The organism is Ruegeria sp. CDSA020, assembly GCF_059612345.1.
In genome coordinates this window covers 354,543-372,027 of the sequence record NZ_JBXWQK010000001.1, presented here as the reverse complement: position 1 = coordinate 372,027, position 17,485 = coordinate 354,543, and the positions used below count along the sequence as shown (strand labels likewise).

The window sequence follows — 17,485 nt, the reverse complement described above, 5'->3', positions numbered from 1 at the left end:
GCAGACGTATGAACGCAGTGTCATCCCCTCATACGCGCGCCCTCGGCGTCGAATAACGGTTCTGAGATCACGCGTGCCTTGCACAACTGGCCAAGTATTTCGATTTCTACTTCCAGCCCGTCCACAGCGCGGTCTGTTGGCAGAAACCCCATGGCAATGGACTTGCCTGCATAGTGTGAATAGCCACCCGAAGTGCAGAACCCGGCGACTTTTCCGTCCAGCCATATCGGCTCATACGCGTTGACATCAGCGTCCTCGGCATCAAGCTCGAACGCGACCAGTCGGCGGGCAGGGCCAGAGGCGCGTTCAGCCTCGGCAGCTGCGCGGCCAATGAAATTGGCGTTCTTAGAGAAGGAAATGAACCGATCCAGACCGGTTTCCGCGGCTGTGTAGTCAGGCGAGAATTCTCGCATCCAGGATCCAAAGAACTTGTCCAGACGCAGGTTCATCATCGCGCGCATGCCAAATGGAACGATGCCGCGTTCTTGCCCGGCCTGCCATAAGGTCCACCACAACTGCCTTTGTGCCATGGGATCGCAGTAAATCTCGTACCCCAAATCGCCGGTATAGCTGACGCGCTGGACGATACAGTCGGTCATCCCAACGGTCATACGGCGCAGATCGAGGAACCGAAATCCGCTCAGGTCATCACGGGTGCAGGCCGCCAGAACCTGCGTGGCTTTTGGGCCTGCGATCTGGAACCCGTTCTGCCGATCGCTGATGTTTTCGACAGTCACGCCATTCTGCGCATTTTGCAGGAACCAGCGCATGTGAAACGCCTGAGAGCCGTAGGAGGCGGTCAGGCGGAACTCGGTCTCATCAAGACAGGAAACGGTAAAATCACCGATCAGCTTGCCCTTTGGTGATAGCATCGGGGTTAGCGACACGCGGCCCGGTTTCGGGATTCGGCCCGCCATGATCCGATCCAGCCAATCACGGGCAGCAGGTCCAACAATGCGGTATTTGCCAAAATTGTGCACTTCGTTGATGCCAACACCTGATCGCACGGCCCGAACTTCGCGCCCGGTGGCATCGAATGCGTTGGATCGGCGGAACGAGGGCGTTTCATAGCCGGGTTCATCCCCCTGGGCAAAGTAATTGGGCACCTCAAGCCCGTATTGCTGACCCCACACAGCACCAAGATCGGTAAAGATATCATACATCGGCGTTGTGCGGGCTGGGCGGGCTGCCGGCAATTCCTCGTTCGGATAAGAGACGCTGAACCGCTTCTGATAGTTCTCGATGACCTTTGGACGGGTATAGCCCGGGCTGATCCAATCCCCGAACCGCGCCACGTCCATCGCAAAGACGTCGCGCTCTGGCTCACCCTCAATCATCCATTGCGCCAGTGTCAGACCAACGCCGCCGCCCTGGCTGAACCCGGCCATCACGCCGCAGGCCGACCAATAGTTGCGCAACCCCGGAACCGGCCCGACCAGAGGATTGCCGTCCGGTGCAAAGGTAAACGGCCCGTGGATCACCGATTTCACACCAGCCTCGGCCAGAACAGGAAAGCGGCGATAGGCGAATTCAATACTATCGGTGATCTTATCGAAATCATCGGGAAGAAGCTCGTGACCGAAATCCCACGAGGTGCCGTCGACAGCCCAGGGCCTGCAGGTTTGTTCATAAAAGCCGATGCACAGACCGCGTCCCTCTTGCCGCAGATAGCTTTCGCCGGCGGGATCCATGACATGGGGATGTTCGCCACCTGCGTCGATAATTGCCTCAATTTGGGGGATCGAGTCGGTGACCAGGTACTGATGTTCCATCGGATGCAGCGGGAAATAGACACCGGCCATGGCGCCAACCTCGCGCGCCCAGAGCCCACCAGCGTTGACCACATGTTCAGCATGAATCGTGCCCTTGTTGGTGACCACATCCCAGGTGCCATCGGCGCGCTGATTTGTTTCGTGCACCATGCAATGGGTTTCGATTGTTGCGCCGCCCATCCGCGCCGCTTTGGCATAGGCATGGGTGGTTCCGGACGGATCAAGATGCCCGTCCAGCGGATCATAGAGCGCGCCGATGATGCCGTCGGTATTGGTGATCGGTGCGATTTTCCTTATCTCTTCAGGGCCTACGATTTCGGTCTCTAACCCCATAAAGCGGTGCTTGGCACGTTCGGCCAGGAGCATGTCAAACCGGTCGCGGTCGTCGGCCAACGTTATGCCGCCAACGTGGTGCAGGCCACAGGACATGCCGGTGATCTCTTCCAGCTCTTTATACAGCCGGATCGTATAGCCTTGCAGTGCGGCCATATTAGTGTCGCCGTTCAATGTGTGGAAACCACCCGCCGCGTGCCAGGTCGAGCCACTGGTCAATTCGGACCGCTCCAGCAGCATCACATCCGACCAGCCCAGCTTGGTCAGGTGATAAAGAACCGAACACCCGACAACGCCGCCACCGATTACAGCTACCTGAGTTGTTGTCTTCACGTCACAGACTCCCCTTGCGATATAGTCAAAGCCTGCAATCGCAGTACAAGGGATACTGTTCCGTTCACGACATAGGCTGTCGCGGCGAGAGGATCAGAGGGGACGGATCTTCAGCTCTGTGATCCTGTTGCCTTCGCGCGCGACGACTTCGAATCTGAAACCGTGGAACGAGAATACCTGACCCGTGATCGGGATCATCTGCGCTTCGTGGATGACCAGACCGGCCACGGTATTGGCCTCTTCGTCGGGCAAAGACCATTCCATTGCGCGGTTTACATCGCGGATCGTCATGGCGCCTTCAACAAGGTACTGGCCGTCTTCGGTTCGCGTTACCGGGACGTCCTCATCAATGTCAAACTCATCAGCAATCTCGCCGACGATTTCTTCGAGGATATCTTCAAGCGTGATTAGACCCCTGAGTGAACCATATTCGTCGACCACCAGCGCAAAATGGCTATGCATCCGCAGGAATTCCCGCATCTGATCGTCCAGAGTGGTCGTTTCAGGCACAAAATAAGGGGCGTTCGCTACCTTTGAGACATCGAACTCTTTCAGTCGGTTGTTTTCACGTTCGCTGCTTCCTGCATGAGCATACATAGCGCGGAACAGGTCTTTGGCGTGAACAACCCCAACGATGTTTTCTGGTTCGTCCCTAAAGACAGGCAGGCGTGTATGGGGGCTTTCAAGGCATTGTTTCAGGATCGCCTCGGGAGCGTCATCCGCATCAACCATCTCGATATTCGAACGATGGAGCATGATCTCTTCAACCGCACGTTCACCCAGATCCAAGGCGCCCAGAATACGGTCACGGTCTTCCTTCTCGACCACGCCTTCGGAATGGCCCAGATGCAGGGCCCCAACGATTTCGTCGCGCACGGCCAGAATGTTGCTATCCGGGTCGATCTGTACACCGAACAGGCGTAAAACTCCCCGTACCAATAGGCGTACGGCCGAAACGACCGGTGAGAATAAGGTGACAACCACGCTGATGATCGGAGCAACGGCGGATGCCGCTTTTTCCGAATTGGTTATGGCATAGGTCTTGGGCAAAACTTCAGCAAAGATCAGAACCAGCAAGGTCATGACCAGGGTTGCCAATGCTACGCCGCTTTCGCCAAAGAGGCGCGTGAACATCGCTGTGGCCAACGAGGCCGCAAGAATGTTGACCAGATTGTTGCCCAGCAAAACCGATCCGATCAGCCGTTCGTTGTCGTCGGTGATGTCCAGCGCCTTCTGCGCCCCGCGCGACCCTTTGTCCGCCTGCGCCCGCAGCTTGCCGCGTGACGAGGCCGTCAGAGCCGTTTCAGAACCCGAGAAAAACCCCGATAAGAAGAGCAATAGCAATATGGCACCGGACGTAAGCCAGAATGTGCCGTCGATCAGAGAAGTTGAGGGTTCCATCGGTCCTTAGCTGCTTGTGTTTCTGCGTCTGTTATGGGGGCGCGGCTTGACTGGATCAAGGAGTTAGCCCTTTTCAACTGGATCTTTAGCTAATGGGTGATGCTGCAACACCAGTTCAGCCAGCCGTTCTTCCAGGACATGAGTATAGATTTCTGTGGTCGCCACATCCGCGTGACCAAGCAATGTTTGGATCGATCGCAAATCGGCACCGTTGGCAAGAAGATGTGTCGCAAAAGCGTGACGCAAGGTGTGCGGTGTAACCTTTTCGGGCGAAACCCCACCGTGAACCGCCAGTTCCTTGATCAGATGATAGAACATATGCCGTGTCAGATGCCCGGCCTTGCCACGTGAGGGAAAAAGAAATCGGGAACTCTGCCCACCCTTTGTAACACGCTTTTCCTCAGTCTCATCCCGAGCCGCCAACCATGCCGAAAGCGCCTGTCGAGCCGGAGGGGACAGTGGAACCATCCGCTCTTTGCCGCCTTTTCCCAATACCAAGAGCATCCTCGGATCGCCGCGCGCCGATGACACCGGCAACGATACCAGTTCAGTGACACGCATCCCGGTGGCATACAGGATTTCCATCAGGCAGGTATTGCGCAGCTTTTCGATGTTGTTTCGCCCGCTTTCGCGCGCAGCAACCAATAACCGGTCCACCTCGGATACATCCAGAGTTTTCGGCAGCCGCTTTGGCCGTCCTGGGCCTTTGATCTTGATCGCGGGGTTTGTCGAACGCCAGCCTTCCTCGAATGCGAACCGATAAATCTGTTTTATGGCAGACAAACGGCGGGCGCGGGTGGATTGAGCCAATCCCTGTGCGTCGCAACTGATCAGGTAATCCTCAACCTGCTTGGCGTCGGCCTCGGCAAACCCAATTTTCCGGCGCCGCAGCCAGGCCGCAAAATCCTTGAGATCGCGGCCATAGGCAACAAGCGTATTTTGGGCAGCGCCTAACTCGGCGGCCTGTGCTTCCAGAAAGGTCGAAATCCAGATTTCGTCAGAGCCCGGAGACGTCATGATCACTTGCCCTGCAGGATCAGCAGGTTCAGCGCGGCGCGGCGCGCGGTATCTTCTAGACCGACCCGGCGCAGGGTTGCCATGGCAGCTGTCAGGTCGACCAGATTTCCCCGCGATCCATGGGCAAACAGGACCATCGTCTCCAGAAGCGCCTCACCGAGGCGGCCTTCGTCCAGCATGTTGCCAATATCGGTTGGCACCGGCGCCGCCCATGCAAACCCCTCTGCAACGGCATCCGCCAGCGGCGAAGGGGAGGGCGCGCGCCCCGGATCACCCTGAGCCAGCGCAGCCAGAAACTGACTTTCTTCAGAATTGTCCGGAGCCGACAACGCCGCTGTTTCATATAGATCTGACAGCAACAGAATGCGCCACCGCAGATCCTCGGCCGCGGGTTTCTGTAGTTTGACCTGAGAGAGGCGCCCGGCGAAAAGTTCAGCGAATGGCACTTCCAGGCCGATATTGCGCATCTGGTTCCAAACCACCGGCAGAGCTTTGGCGATCTTTGCCGAATTGCCAGAATCCAGTGCTTTTTCGAACCGCTGTATCGACGATACCCGGTCCCATACGGCTCCAGACGCAGCCGGAGACCGTTCTGTATAGAGCCCCAGCAGTTGATTTGGCGTAAGCGCCCCAACGCGGGTCAACCGTTCTGCGGCTTCGACCTGAGCCTTCCAGCCCGCAACATCCCGCAGATCCGCATTTGCGAAGACGCGAGGCAAAGCAGCCGAGGGCAAACGTTCGCCAATAGCTTCGAACAAGCGGAACATCAGGGGCGACGGGTCGTCCGGTTGCGGCAGATACTCGGCATCTTCGTACAGTTCGGGGCTTAGAAACCTGTCCAGAACCTCCAGCTCTTGTGGTGCCAGAACCTGTAGGGCATGGGCTGCCTCAAGCGTGAGAGCGGCCGAGTCCCAATCCCCACGCCGGGCCTTGCAGAAAATCTGAGCGGCATAGTCCCGTGACAAATGCGGCTGAGCAATCAGCGCCGTGCAACTGCGATCTTCATCCCCGGTCAGAAGGGTGGCGTCGAACCAGCGTTGAAATCGGTCAAGACTGTTCGTCGGGCCTGCCAGCTGTACCAATGATTGCGTGGGGTCTGCAGCGCCAAGATGCATGAGGCGGTCGAGCCGCGCCAAAAGCAAAATCTCTTCCCCTTTACTGGACGTCGGTGCCCGAGCTTCGGTTAAAAGCAACGTGAACAGCAAACGCTGCATTGCAGGGTTATACTTGACCGGGACGCTTTCGATCAGTTCGGACAGGCGTTGGGGATCGCTGTTCTGCCACATGTCGACAGGCAATCCTGTGACAGTCGAAGCAACCAGGCCCAGGGGTTGTGACAATGCCTGAAGTGGGGTCACAAGAACATCGGGCTGACCGCCGGGCTGCGCCACGGGTGGCTCAAGCAAAACCGTCCCCGGAAGATTTTCCGGAGGATTGGCCAGCCATTCAATAACAGAAAGGGGTTCCTGCTGCGCCTGCGCTGTTCCTGCAAGAAACAGTGCAACCACCGCCACTTTATTCGACATTCAGTATTACCGGCTCCCTGACCTCGCTTTGCGGCGCAGAGAAATCTGCACCAAAAAACTCACCCAGGTAGACATATCCCACCAGCCCGATGAAACACAGGCAAATCAGATATATCAGGAACTTGATCAGACGGCCCATGGTCAAACGCTGCCTCAATTTTCTCTTTTGACCAAGTTATAACTGGCATTTTTCCTAAGATCACGTCATTCACGATGAAATGAGCGAAATTAAGCATAACACCCATGCGGCATCTGCCGTTTCGGACTATACACTGCACAAAACAGTGGTGCTTGTAGGTATGATGGGGGCCGGAAAGACCGCCGTAGGCCGCGCATTGGCCGCTCGGTTGAGGGTTCCTTTCCTCGATAGCGATGCTGAAATCGAATCAGCGGCCAACATGACCATCCCCGAGATATTCGAGCGTGATGGCGAAGCCTTTTTTCGCAGCAAGGAAAGTCAGGTCATCGGGCGGCTTTTGGTCGAGGAAAAAGGTATCCTTTCTACCGGCGGCGGCGCCTTTATGGCCGAACAAAACCGCGACATGATCACTCAACGCGGCGTGTCGGTCTGGTTGCGCGCCGATTTGAACGTGTTGTGGAACCGGGTTCGCCACAAGGATACGCGCCCGCTTTTGCGCACCGAAAACCCGTTTGCGACCCTTCGTGCATTGTACGATCAGCGTGTTCCGATCTATGAACGCGCCGATCTGGCGGTTTCGTCCGACGGGGATGTCTCGATTGAAGATATGGTAGAGCGTGTCGTCAAAGCTCTGATGACGCGACCTGATGTTTTGGAACGGAAATAGATGCACCAAACCGTACATGTTGAGCTTGGGGATCGGTCCTATGATGTTGAGATCGGCCCCGATCTGCTGACGCAGGCCGGTCAGCGCATAGCGCCTTTGCTGCCGCGACCCAAAGTAGCGGTTCTGACCGATGAAAACGTGGCGAGCCTGCATCTTGACGCGTTGCGGGATGGGTTGGCCAGCGCAGGGATCGAAATGTCCGCATTGGCGCTGCCCGCGGGCGAAGCCACCAAAAGCTGGCCGCATTTTGAGCGTGCGGTCGAATGGTTGTTAGCCGAGAAAATCGAGCGGCGTGACGTGGTGGTTGCGTTCGGAGGTGGGGTTATAGGTGATCTCGCAGGATTTGCCGCGGCCGTTTTGCGCCGGGGCGTACGGTTTGTTCAGATACCAACTTCGCTGCTAGCGCAGGTCGACAGTTCGGTCGGCGGCAAAACCGGGATCAACGCACCGCAGGGCAAGAACCTGATTGGCGCATTTCATCAACCCTCACTGGTGCTGGCGGATACTTCGGTTCTGGGCACAATGACCGACAGGGATTTCCTGTCCGGTTATGGTGAGGTCGTAAAATACGGGCTGTTGGGGGATGCGGCATTCTTTGAATGGCTCGAGGGCCATGGCCCCGATGTCTCGGGCGGGGATATGGCCGCGCGGGTTCGGGCCGTCACCCGATCCGTTCAGATGAAAGCCGACATCGTCGCTCGTGATGAGACCGAACAGGGGGATCGCGCCCTGCTGAATCTCGGGCATACGTTCTGTCATGCGCTTGAGGCTGCGACCGGGTATTCTGATCGTTTGCTGCATGGAGAAGGCGTTGCGATTGGATGCGCACTGGCATTCGAACTGTCGGCGCGACTTGGTTTATGTTCGCAAGAGGACCCAAGCCGGGTTCGGGCACATCTGCGTGCGATGGGCATGAAAACCGACATTTCCGATATCCACGGGGATTTGCCCGACGCCGAAGCGCTGGTCGAGCTGATGGCGCAGGACAAGAAGGTTATCGATGGCCAGCTGCGTTTCATTCTGGCCCGAGGCATCGGGCAGGCATTTGTCACGTCGGATGTTCCGCGGGATGCGGTTTTGAGTGTCCTCTAGGACGCGCTGGGTTGATCAACGCCCGCGAATGATCATTAACTCGCCAATATTTTCACGGGTAATATAGCCGACCATTTGATCTGACCGCGTGCAGACGGCAACTGCGGGGGCACCCCCGTGGAACTGTTTCAGAACCGCTTCCAACCCGCTGCTCAGGGTCACTGTCGGGATATCCTCAACCATGATTGAACTGGCCAATTCTGACCGGGGAATATCTTTGGCGAGGGCAGCAAACAGCCGGTCGCGCGTGACAAAGCCCTGCAGTTTCCCTGTTGCATCCAACAATGGAAATTCATGCTGAGTGGTGTGAATAACTGCTTGAGCGGCGGTCGCAAGCGTGTCGGTTGGCGATAGGGCGTGAAACTCGGTGATCATGGCGTCGCGGGCCAGAACCTGACGCGCCACTGATCGCATTGCGACGTCCTGGCTTTCTGCATTGGCGGCAACGAATACAAAAACCGCGATCAGAACCAACAACGGATTGCCTGTGCTTAGCCCCAGAAACCCCAATCCTACCGCCACTATCTGACCGGCAAATGCGGCAATGCGCGTGGCCTTGACCCGATCCATCCTCAGGCAGAGCAGTGCGCGAAAAACGCGTCCACCATCCATCGGGAATGCGGGGATGAGATTAAAGGCAGCCAGAAGAAGGTTCACATAGGCGAGGCGGTTCAAAAGCCCGGTCTCGGGTGAATCAATTTTGGCGAGTGTTTCAAATGGCATTCCTGCGCCCAAAAAGACGAGGGTGATCCAGATGACGACGTTTACCGCAGGACCGGCCAAAGCCACCGATACCTCTTGCATGGGGTTCTCTGGCATCCGTTCCAATCGGGCAAGACCGCCGATCGGCAATAAAGTAATGTCCGGAGTTTTTATGCCATAGCGCCGCGCCATCAGCGCATGACCAAACTCATGCGCGACCACACATGCAAAAAGGGCAAGCACGAAAATCAGGTTCCCGATCGCGGCCTGCATCCCTCCGGTAGAATAGGCAGCGAATCCAACCCATGCCAACAAGAGGAAAAAAGTGACATGGACCTTCAGTTCCGACCCCAATAGTCGGCCGAGCGAGAAGGACCATGTCATGATGTGTCTCCGGTGTGCCTAGAACGGAATCTCGTCGTCGTCTATTCCACCAGATGCGGGTGCCGGGGCGCTGGATTGTCCGCCATAGGGGTCACCATAGCCACCACCTGCCTGGCCGCCACCGTAACCGCCGGATTGACCACCGCCACCGCCGCCGCCTTCTCCACGCGCATCCAGCAAAGTCAGCTCGCCGCGATAGGGGCGCAAAACCACCTCAGTGCTATAGCGGTCCTGACCGGACTGATCCTGCCACTTGCGGGTTTCCAGCTGACCTTCGATATAAACTTTGCTGCCCTTGCGCAGATATTGCTCGGCAATGCGGGCCAATGGTTCTGAAAAAATCGCGACCGAGTGCCATTCTGTCCGCTCGCGGCGTTCGCCGGTGTTGCGGTCTTTCCAGGTCTCGGAAGTGGCGATGCGCAGATTGCAGACCTTGCCACCGTTCTGGAACGACCGTACCTCGGGATCGCGCCCCAGATTTCCCACCAGAATGACCTTGTTGACAGAACCCGCCATGTATTTCCCCGTTCTTAACTGACTTGAGTGCGCCCGAATCTGGCGCTGTGTATTTCTGAGACCCTATACGCCCTGAACCATGGTTGGAACATGGATCATGAGAAATGAACTGGTCGGGAGTTTGCACAGAGAAAATTTACCATGCTTTCATTATTGGCTGAAATACATATACTCACTCGGGTTCGTGACAGTGCGGGACAGGCATTAATGCGTTTCAGATTTGGTTTTTTATCGGTTCTATGCTTTGCGTTGACCTGTGGACTCGCTGCGGCGGATACGCTGTCTACCAAAAGCCGTAAGGACATCTTTCTGAAGCAATCCAAATATTTGGACGGCCGTGCGGCCACCCAGTACCGCGATTCAGATCGGTTGAAACCTAAGACGCCTCAACCACAATTCAGTAAGCGATATTCCGGCAACTATCGGGGTGAGTACCTGACGATGGCGCGGCAAGCGGCTCGTAAACACGATGTTCCCGAAGAGCTGTTCCTGCGCCTTGTTCAGCAGGAAAGTGGATGGAATCCGCATGCCGTGTCACATAAAGGCGCGTTGGGTCTGGCCCAGTTGATGCCCGGGACCGCGCAATTATTGGGCGTGAACCCGCGCGACCCGAAACAGAATCTTGAAGGTGGGGCCCGGTATTTGTCCTGGCAATACCGCAAGTTCAAATCCTGGCGGCTTGCGCTGGCCGCCTATAATGCCGGACCTCAGGCTGTTGAAAAACACGGTGGCGTACCACCCTACAAGGAAACCCAGAATTACGTGAAGGTGATTTGGGGCGGTTAGGCCGCCCGATGAATTGCCGGATCAACAGGTGATGCGGCTTGGCCAAATCAGCGCGTTCAGTGACTGGCTGCTCGAGGTCGTGTCGCTTAATTAGGGCGCCGGAACCACCTTACCGACGCCCTTGTTGCGTACCCAATCCCATTACTCAGCGGCGATTTTTATGACGGGTTCCATACGTGCCAGGATGTCGTCTGCCAGATGGCATTTGACCTGATGACCGTCTGCCAGGGTTTTCACGGGTGGGACATCTCTTTCGCAAAGACCGTTGGGGACTTCGGATTTCCAGCGACAGCGGGTCTGAAACGGACAGCCAGGAGGCGGGTTCATCGCTGATGGGATGTCGCCTTCCAAGACGATGTGCTGCTTCTCGACCGATGTATCGGCGATGGGGACCGCGCTCAGCAGGGCTTCTGTATAGGGGTGATAGGGCGGCGCAAACACTTGATCAGTGGTGCCCAGCTCGACCACATGGCCCAGATACATCACCATCACCCGGTCGCTGAGATAGCGCACGATCGACAGGTCGTGGCTGATGAACAGCAGTGTGGTTTTGTGCTCGCGTTGGATCTCCATCAGCAGGTCGGTTACCGCCGCCTGCACCGATACATCCAGCGCCGAGACCGGCTCATCCGCCACCACGATCCGCGCATCCCCGGCAAAGGCGCGGGCGATACCTACACGTTGTTTCTGACCACCCGATAGCTGTCGCGGCATCCGCTCGGCAAAGGCGCGGGGCAGTTTCACCAAGTCCAACAGTTCGAGCATCCGCTTCTTGCGCTCGGCCTCGGACTTACCGACGCCAAAGATTTCCAGAGCGCGGATGATCTGACGGCCCACGGTCATCGAAGGATTCAATGTGTCGAATGGATTCTGGAACACCATCTGAACCTCGCCCACCGTCTTGGCGTCGCGCTCTTCGATGGGCACGTCCTGGATATTGCGGTTGTCCAGCAGGATCTGCCCGTCCGTGGCCGTCTCCAACCCCATAAGAACTTTGGCAAAGGTGGATTTGCCGCAGCCTGATTCGCCCACTATGGCGAGTGTCTCGGATTCATGCGCCTCAAAGCTCAGCGTTTCGTTGGCTTTGACTACCTTCGCTTCGCCGCCGCCGAACAGTGCATTTGCCGCAACCTCATAGTATTTCTTGAGATTTTCCATCTTTAGAACAACGCGGCCAATCTCACCTTTTTCCTTTTGCTCGGCCAGAGTGATGGGCGCGTTCCAGTCGATCTCCTGAAATTTCAGACAGCGGGTATGATGCCGGTCATTGCCTGGCACGGCCTCCATCAGAATGTTCTGCGCGTCACAGCGACCTTCCTCGAAATAGTCGCAGCGTGGGCCAAAGTTGCAGCCCGGAGGGCGCTCATGGGGCAGGGGGAAATTGCCCGGAATGGCCACCAGCGGGCGCGCGTTCTTGTCCGCACCCGGCAGTGGAATCGACCGGAAGAGCGCCTGCGTATAGGGGTGCTGCATTTCGTCGAACACATCCTTGATCGAGCCGCGCTCGACCGCTTCGCCGGAATACATCACGCACAGCCGGTCGCAGGTTTCCAGCACCAGCCCCAGATTGTGGCTGATGAACAGCATAGAGGTGCCGTATTTCTTGCCCAGATCCTTGACCAGCTCGACCACCGCGGCCTCGACGGTCACGTCAAGCGCGGTGGTGGGCTCGTCCAGGATCAGCAACGATGGCTTGGACATCAGCGCCATCGCGATCACGATGCGCTGTTGCTGGCCTCCCGACAGCTGGTGGGGGAAAGAATTCAGCATCCGTTCAGGGTCGGGCAGGCGTACATCGGTGACCACTTCCAGCGCACGGGCATAGGCCTCGTCCTTGCTGACGCCCTCGTGGATCATCGGTACTTCCATCAGCTGCCGACCGATCTTCATCGCGGGGTTCAGGCTGGCCATAGGTTCCTGATAGATCATGGCTATTTCATTGCCGCGAATATCGCGCAGTTCTTCGGCCGTCATCTCGGATAGGTCACGACCCTTGAACTTGATGGATCCGCCAACAACACGCCCGTTCTTGCCCAGATCCTGCATCACGCCCAACGCAACGGTGGATTTCCCGCACCCCGATTCCCCAACCAGCCCCACAGCTTCACCAGGCTGCACGCTGACCGAAAAATCCATCACTGCAGGGATCTCGCGCAACCGCGTGAAAAACGAAATCGACAGCTTGTCGATCTCCAATATCGGGCCCTCATAGGACGCAAGTTTGGTCATCTGTGTTGCTCCTCACCAGATCCCGGGGATCCCCTTCATCTGGCCAAATATACCTCGGGGGTCCGGGGGCAGGGCCCCCGGCCGCTCATACATCAGTCCTTCAGACTTTCTTCGCGCAGGCCATCAGCCAACAGGTTCAACCCAAGAACCAGTGTCAACAGCGCCAGCGCAGGTGGCAGGGCAGGGTGCAGATAGATCGACAAGAGCTTGCGCCCTTCATTGATCGTCGACCCCCAATCGGGACTTTCGGGTGGTAGCCCGAGGCCAAAGAATCCCAAGGTTCCCAAAAGGATGGTCGTATAGCCAATGCGCAGACAGAAATCGACGATCAGCGGCCCGCGCGCATTGGGCAGGATTTCCCAAAGCATGATGTACCATGGACCTTCACCACGGGTTTGCGCTGCGGCAACATAATCGCGGGTTTTGATGTCCAACGCCAGGCCACGCACGATACGGAATACCGTGGGTGAGTTTACGAAAACCACCGAAACGAACACGACCAGAATGCCGCCGGGGATATTGAACAGGTCCAGATAGGTGGGCAGTCCCCAGATGTTGTAGCTGTTGGTTTCGATGATGTAGCCGTCTGTTGAAATCAGAGATAGATAGAGCCACATCGCGATGCCCAACACTCCGATCAGCAGAGGTGTGCGGAAATTGGGCCGCGTATAGAACCGCGAATTCAGCAGGACGCAAAGAAACAGGATCGGAAAGACGAACAACACAGCTGCCATATAGTTCGGCACACCGGTTGCCACGATCTCGGGCGTGACCAGCAGATAGAACAGCAGGATTACCGGGAAGGCCAGGATCAGGTTTGCCAGGAAGGACAGGAACGTGTCCAGACGTCCGCCATAAAACCCCGCAGGTAGGCCCAGAGTAATCCCGACCATGAAGGCAAATATGGTTGCCATCGGTGCGATCTGCACCACGATCCATGCCCCTTTGACCATCCGGCTGAACACATCGCGGGCCAGATTGTCCCCACCCAGCAGATACCAGGAATATGTTCCGTCCTCGGTGCTGGGCATTGGAGTTCCGGGCAACTTGTTCTTCATACCTGAAACTTGCGCCAGCGGATCATGCGTGACGATCAGGTCCAACGCACCAAAAATGCCGGTAAAGACCCAGAACATCACAAGGCCAAAACCGATCATGCCGATGGGGCTGTCGAACAGTTTGCCGTAAAGGCCCAGCTTGCGCTTGAAGGCGATCGACATTGCAAACAGGATGATCAGCGACATCCAGACAGGTAAAAACTGCCGAGAGATCGCTCCGATAATCCCGGCGCTTGTCCCCATCAAAATGCCAAGCACCACATATGCCAGACACAGCGCAACGCAGGCGAAAAAGCTGTATCTTAGCGCGATCTGCGTCAGGCCGCGCAGGCCGGTATCTGCATTGATTGTGCCGTCGATATTCACGACGACCGGCGTTTCGGGCAACACGATGCTGCCCAAGATCCAGACGATGATTGATACCCCTAGTGCAACCAGTGCGATCATCAGCAAGGGGTTCAGAATGGCGATAGAGCCGGTCCAGGTAAGTGGTTCCATGTTCTGTCCCTCCTTACGAAATTCGGATGCGTGGGTTGAGGTAGACATAGCCGATATCCGAGATCAGCTGCGTTACCAGCACCACAAAGACCGACACGACCGAAATCGCCAGCAGCAGCTGGATGTCGTTATTGCCTGCTGCCTGAACCAGCGCCCAGCCGAACCCTTTATAGTTAAACAGGGTCTCGACGATCACCACGCCGTTCAGCAGCCAGGGAAACTGCAGCATGATGACTGTGAACGGTGCGATCAGCGCGTTTCGCAGCGCGTGCTTCATGACGATATTCGGGAAGGAAACACCTTTGAGCCGCGCGGTACGGATATATTGCGCCGTCATCACCTCGGTCATAGAGGCGCGGGTCATACGAGCGATATAGCCCATCCCGTAGAGAGCAATAGTCAGTACCGGTAGAAAGAAGTTCTCAAAGGTCGGGTTCTCCATCGCCTGTGTCGCGGTGCCTTTGAACCATTTCAGGCCAACGGCGGACGAAGTGAAGATCGCGATAAAGATCACGCCCGAGACATATTCAGGGGTCGCTGTCGTCGTGATGGCGAATGTTGAAAGGGTCCGGTCGGTGGCCGATCCTTCTTTCATACCCGCCAGAACCCCAAGGATCAGCGCCGAGGGGACCATCAGCAACATAACCCAAAGCATCAACCGACCGGTCAGGGCCAGCCGAGTGCCAACAACTTTCGAAACTTCCTCTTTGAAAACGGACGAGTATCCCCAGTATCCCTGCAGGATGCCGCAGAAACTTGGCGAGCTTTCTGCAGTTTCGCCGGGCAGGATACATCTTCCTTGCACACTGCCGTCGTCGTTGGTGTGCCGATAGGATGGCAGCACGCCCAACCACTCGCCGTATTTGATCGGCGTCGGCTGCAGATACCCGTTTTTCAGCAGATAGCTTTCAACCTGTTCGTCGGACATACGAAAATTGCCCTGCGTTTTCGCAAGCTTTTCGAGGTTTGGATACAGGTTGGTGAGGAAGAAGACCAAGAATGTCAGGCACAAAGCTGTGATGAGCATGATGCCGACACGCTTTAGAATGAATAGTCCCATATTAGCCCCTGTTGGTGGCCAGTGCAGGTGTCAAAAGCCCCACACTTCGCTGTTTTTTGGTCGCCACGATACGGACGAAAAAGCCGCGCCCAATCGGCGCGGCTTGTATCTGTCGGCTTAGGAAAGAATGCCGAACTTATAGATTTGTGGCAGGTCGGCGATGTGCTTTTCAACCCCAACCATATTGTCCCGGTGGTGACGCATCGCCGTCCGCCAATAGGGTTGGATGGTCACGCCTTCTTCGATCATGATCGCCTGCAGCTTGGCCATGACTTCGCGACGTTTGTCGACATCCGCGATCGAGTTTGCCTCGGCCAGAAGCGCGTCGAACTCGTCATTGGCGAAACCAGCCTCGTTCCAGGCTACGCCCGATTTGTAGGCCAGCGCCAGAACCTGCGTGCCCAGCGGGCGGTGGTTCCAGTTGGTCGACGAGAAGGCGTATTTCGTCCAGTCGTTCCAGAAGGTCGAACCCGGAAGAACCGTATGACGTGCCTTGATGCCAGCATCGTTCAACTGAGCGACCACGGCTGCGGTCGTATTGCGGCGCCAGTCGTCGTCGATGGACTGAACCTCATGCTCGAAGTCACCCATTCCGGCCTCGTCCATCAGCGCTTTGGCCGCTGCGGGATCAAAGGGCAGGCGGGTCACAGCCGAGTCATATTCCGGGTGCATCGGGCCAACATGGCAGTTGTCGGCAGGAATGCCGTATCCCGACATGCCCAGCTCCAGGCAGACGGCGTTGTCGACGGCCATGGCCAGGGCCTGCCGCACACGTTTGTCGGCGTAGATCTTGTTGCCGTCGGCATCTTCGGCCAGCTGGTTCGGGCGGATGACGATTGTAAAGCCCGATGGGATCTCGGACCGTGTCAGACCGATGCTGTCAAAGATGTCTACGAATTCGCCGACCGACTCCCAGTTCATGTCGATCTCTTCGGCCTCATAAGCAGCCAGGAAGGCCGCTGGGTCTGTGCCGTAGTCGATGAATTCGATCCGATCGATATAGCCACCCTTGCCCGCAGCATATCCCCACCAGTCGTGCTCTTCATTGCGGACCAGTACACCCTTTACGCCCACTTCGTGGCTTTCAGGGATCATGAAGCCAGTGCCAATCGGGTTGGCCAGCATATTGTTGGGATCGTGGCTGCTGTGCACGATGGCTGCCGGATAGTCGGCCATACCAGGAATGATCGTGATATCGGGCGTGTTGCAGGTCAGCTTGACCGTGTGATCATCGACCACAGTGATTGCACCTTCACCCGCTTTCTGGGTTGCCTCGTCAACCAGGGATGACATGCGCGATGCCATCGAGTTCCCCTCGACTGCCGCGTCACACCACATTTCGATGTTGCGGGCGACATCCGCTGCGGTGAAGTCATCACCATTGTTCCACTTGACGCCTTTGCGAACGTTCAGCGTGTGCTCAGTCGCGTCATCGTTGGATTCCCAGCTTTCCAGCAACATCGGCTTGAACGAACCGTCATTGTTGTATTCGACCAGATATTCCAGCCAGCCAGCCGTGAAGGTCGCAATTTGCGTCCAGTCATAAGTACGTGGATCTTTCAGGCCGCGCACTTCCATCTGATAGCGGATAGTTCCACCGCGCGGTGGCTCTTGTGCTTGTGCCGGAGACGCCAGGCCGATCATTCCATAGGCGGCGGGGACGGTAACCCCCAATGCCGTCACGCGCGCCAGAAACTCGCGGCGGCTTAGTTGCCCGTCGCGGTACTCTTGCGCGTGCATTTCCGCGGCACGATGGATCGGCGCTCCGGTAATGGTTTGGTGTTTCATTAATGTCTCTCCCTGTGACATCGATTTTGATGAAGTAGCTCTGAACCGCTCAGACCAGTTGGTGCCAGGCAGCAGGTTCGTGTGTTCTTTTTTGGATATGCAGCATCCCCATGGCGTCATTCGGCACCAGATTTCCCATGAGGTCAATGTCGGAAATCGTCATCAACTGCACAAAAGCGACATG

The 17,485-nt window shown here is 56.8% G+C and carries 14 protein-coding genes; 3 read left to right on the top strand and 11 right to left on the bottom strand.

Going from position 1 to position 17,485, the window contains the following annotated elements; all coding sequences use genetic code 11:
* Positions 1–20: 20 nt before the first annotated feature.
* From AC2FJW_RS01885 to AC2FJW_RS01865, 5 genes are all read right to left on the bottom strand, one after another.
* Complete coding sequence (locus AC2FJW_RS01885; protein WP_496749064.1) at positions 21–2,438, bottom strand: GcvT family protein; 2,418 nt, start codon at positions 2,436–2,438, stop codon at positions 21–23.
* Positions 2,439–2,531: 93 nt separating this feature from the next.
* Entirely contained in the window at positions 2,532–3,839 is a 1,308-nt protein-coding gene (locus AC2FJW_RS01880; RefSeq protein ID WP_142634257.1) for an HlyC/CorC family transporter, read from the bottom strand.
* A gap of 63 nt (positions 3,840–3,902) precedes the next feature.
* On the bottom strand, positions 3,903–4,856 hold the full coding sequence (locus tag AC2FJW_RS01875) for a site-specific tyrosine recombinase XerD (RefSeq protein ID WP_496677775.1): 954 nt from the start codon (positions 4,854–4,856) through the stop codon (positions 3,903–3,905).
* 2 nt (positions 4,857–4,858) lie between these two features.
* Positions 4,859–6,382, bottom strand: a complete 1,524-nt coding sequence (locus AC2FJW_RS01870; protein ID WP_496690678.1) for a hypothetical protein — start codon at positions 6,380–6,382, stop codon at positions 4,859–4,861.
* Positions 6,372–6,521, bottom strand: coding sequence for a hypothetical protein (locus AC2FJW_RS01865; protein ID WP_185956616.1), 150 nt, complete (start codon positions 6,519–6,521; stop codon positions 6,372–6,374). The genes AC2FJW_RS01870 and AC2FJW_RS01865 overlap by 11 nt, the downstream gene beginning before the upstream one ends.
* Positions 6,522–6,600: 79 nt before the next feature.
* On the opposite strand from AC2FJW_RS01865, the gene AC2FJW_RS01860 reads away from it, so the two are divergent.
* On the top strand, positions 6,601–7,188 hold the full coding sequence (locus AC2FJW_RS01860; RefSeq protein ID WP_496690677.1) for a shikimate kinase: 588 nt from the start codon (positions 6,601–6,603) through the stop codon (positions 7,186–7,188).
* Positions 7,189–8,280 (top strand): 3-dehydroquinate synthase, encoded by a 1,092-nt coding sequence (gene aroB / locus AC2FJW_RS01855; RefSeq protein ID WP_496749063.1) that lies wholly within the window; start codon positions 7,189–7,191, stop codon positions 8,278–8,280.
* A 15-nt stretch (positions 8,281–8,295) separates the two neighbouring features.
* On the opposite strand, the gene AC2FJW_RS01850 is transcribed toward aroB, so the two are convergent.
* Both AC2FJW_RS01850 and ssb read right to left on the bottom strand, forming a co-directional pair.
* Entirely contained in the window at positions 8,296–9,366 is a 1,071-nt protein-coding gene (locus AC2FJW_RS01850; RefSeq protein WP_496749062.1) for a site-2 protease family protein, read from the bottom strand.
* A gap of 18 nt (positions 9,367–9,384) precedes the next feature.
* Positions 9,385–9,882, bottom strand: coding sequence for a single-stranded DNA-binding protein (gene ssb, locus AC2FJW_RS01845; protein ID WP_142634245.1), 498 nt, complete (start codon positions 9,880–9,882; stop codon positions 9,385–9,387).
* 207 nt (positions 9,883–10,089) lie between these two features.
* On the opposite strand from ssb, the gene AC2FJW_RS01840 reads away from it, so the two are divergent.
* Positions 10,090–10,668 (top strand): lytic transglycosylase domain-containing protein, encoded by a 579-nt coding sequence (locus AC2FJW_RS01840; RefSeq protein WP_271946701.1) that lies wholly within the window; start codon positions 10,090–10,092, stop codon positions 10,666–10,668.
* A gap of 141 nt (positions 10,669–10,809) precedes the next feature.
* Here AC2FJW_RS01840 and AC2FJW_RS01835 read toward each other — a convergent pair whose 3' ends face one another.
* The 4 genes from AC2FJW_RS01835 to AC2FJW_RS01820 all read right to left on the bottom strand — a co-directional run bounded on the left by AC2FJW_RS01835 (position 10,810) and on the right by AC2FJW_RS01820 (position 17,301).
* Entirely contained in the window at positions 10,810–12,897 is a 2,088-nt protein-coding gene (locus tag AC2FJW_RS01835) for a dipeptide ABC transporter ATP-binding protein (RefSeq protein ID WP_496749061.1), read from the bottom strand.
* 92 nt (positions 12,898–12,989) lie between these two features.
* Positions 12,990–14,453: an ABC transporter permease gene (locus AC2FJW_RS01830; protein ID WP_142634239.1), complete on the bottom strand. Its 1,464-nt coding sequence runs from the start codon at positions 14,451–14,453 to the stop codon at positions 12,990–12,992.
* 13 nt (positions 14,454–14,466) lie between these two features.
* Positions 14,467–15,513, bottom strand: a complete 1,047-nt coding sequence (locus AC2FJW_RS01825) for an ABC transporter permease (protein WP_281972213.1) — start codon at positions 15,511–15,513, stop codon at positions 14,467–14,469.
* Between the two features lie 117 nt (positions 15,514–15,630).
* Positions 15,631–17,301, bottom strand: coding sequence for an ABC transporter substrate-binding protein (locus AC2FJW_RS01820; protein WP_496690672.1), 1,671 nt, complete (start codon positions 17,299–17,301; stop codon positions 15,631–15,633).
* Positions 17,302–17,485: the final 184 nt, after the last annotated feature.

Coding starts and splice junctions, on each gene's coding strand:
- aroB (WP_496749063.1), top strand. CDS start 7,189: ATGCACCAAACCGTACATGTTGAGCTTGGGGATCGGTCCTATGATGTT.
- ssb (WP_142634245.1), bottom strand. CDS start 9,882: ATGGCGGGTTCTGTCAACAAGGTCATTCTGGTGGGAAATCTGGGGCGC.
- AC2FJW_RS01840 (WP_271946701.1), top strand. CDS start 10,090: ATGCGTTTCAGATTTGGTTTTTTATCGGTTCTATGCTTTGCGTTGACC.
- AC2FJW_RS01860 (WP_496690677.1), top strand. CDS start 6,601: ATGAGCGAAATTAAGCATAACACCCATGCGGCATCTGCCGTTTCGGAC.
- AC2FJW_RS01820 (WP_496690672.1), bottom strand. CDS start 17,301: ATGAAACACCAAACCATTACCGGAGCGCCGATCCATCGTGCCGCGGAA.
- AC2FJW_RS01865 (WP_185956616.1), bottom strand. CDS start 6,521: ATGGGCCGTCTGATCAAGTTCCTGATATATCTGATTTGCCTGTGTTTC.
- AC2FJW_RS01825 (WP_281972213.1), bottom strand. CDS start 15,513: ATGGGACTATTCATTCTAAAGCGTGTCGGCATCATGCTCATCACAGCT.
- AC2FJW_RS01850 (WP_496749062.1), bottom strand. CDS start 9,366: ATGACATGGTCCTTCTCGCTCGGCCGACTATTGGGGTCGGAACTGAAG.
- AC2FJW_RS01830 (WP_142634239.1), bottom strand. CDS start 14,453: ATGGAACCACTTACCTGGACCGGCTCTATCGCCATTCTGAACCCCTTG.
- AC2FJW_RS01870 (WP_496690678.1), bottom strand. CDS start 6,382: ATGTCGAATAAAGTGGCGGTGGTTGCACTGTTTCTTGCAGGAACAGCG.
- AC2FJW_RS01880 (WP_142634257.1), bottom strand. CDS start 3,839: ATGGAACCCTCAACTTCTCTGATCGACGGCACATTCTGGCTTACGTCC.
- AC2FJW_RS01875 (WP_496677775.1), bottom strand. CDS start 4,856: ATGACGTCTCCGGGCTCTGACGAAATCTGGATTTCGACCTTTCTGGAA.
- AC2FJW_RS01835 (WP_496749061.1), bottom strand. CDS start 12,897: ATGACCAAACTTGCGTCCTATGAGGGCCCGATATTGGAGATCGACAAG.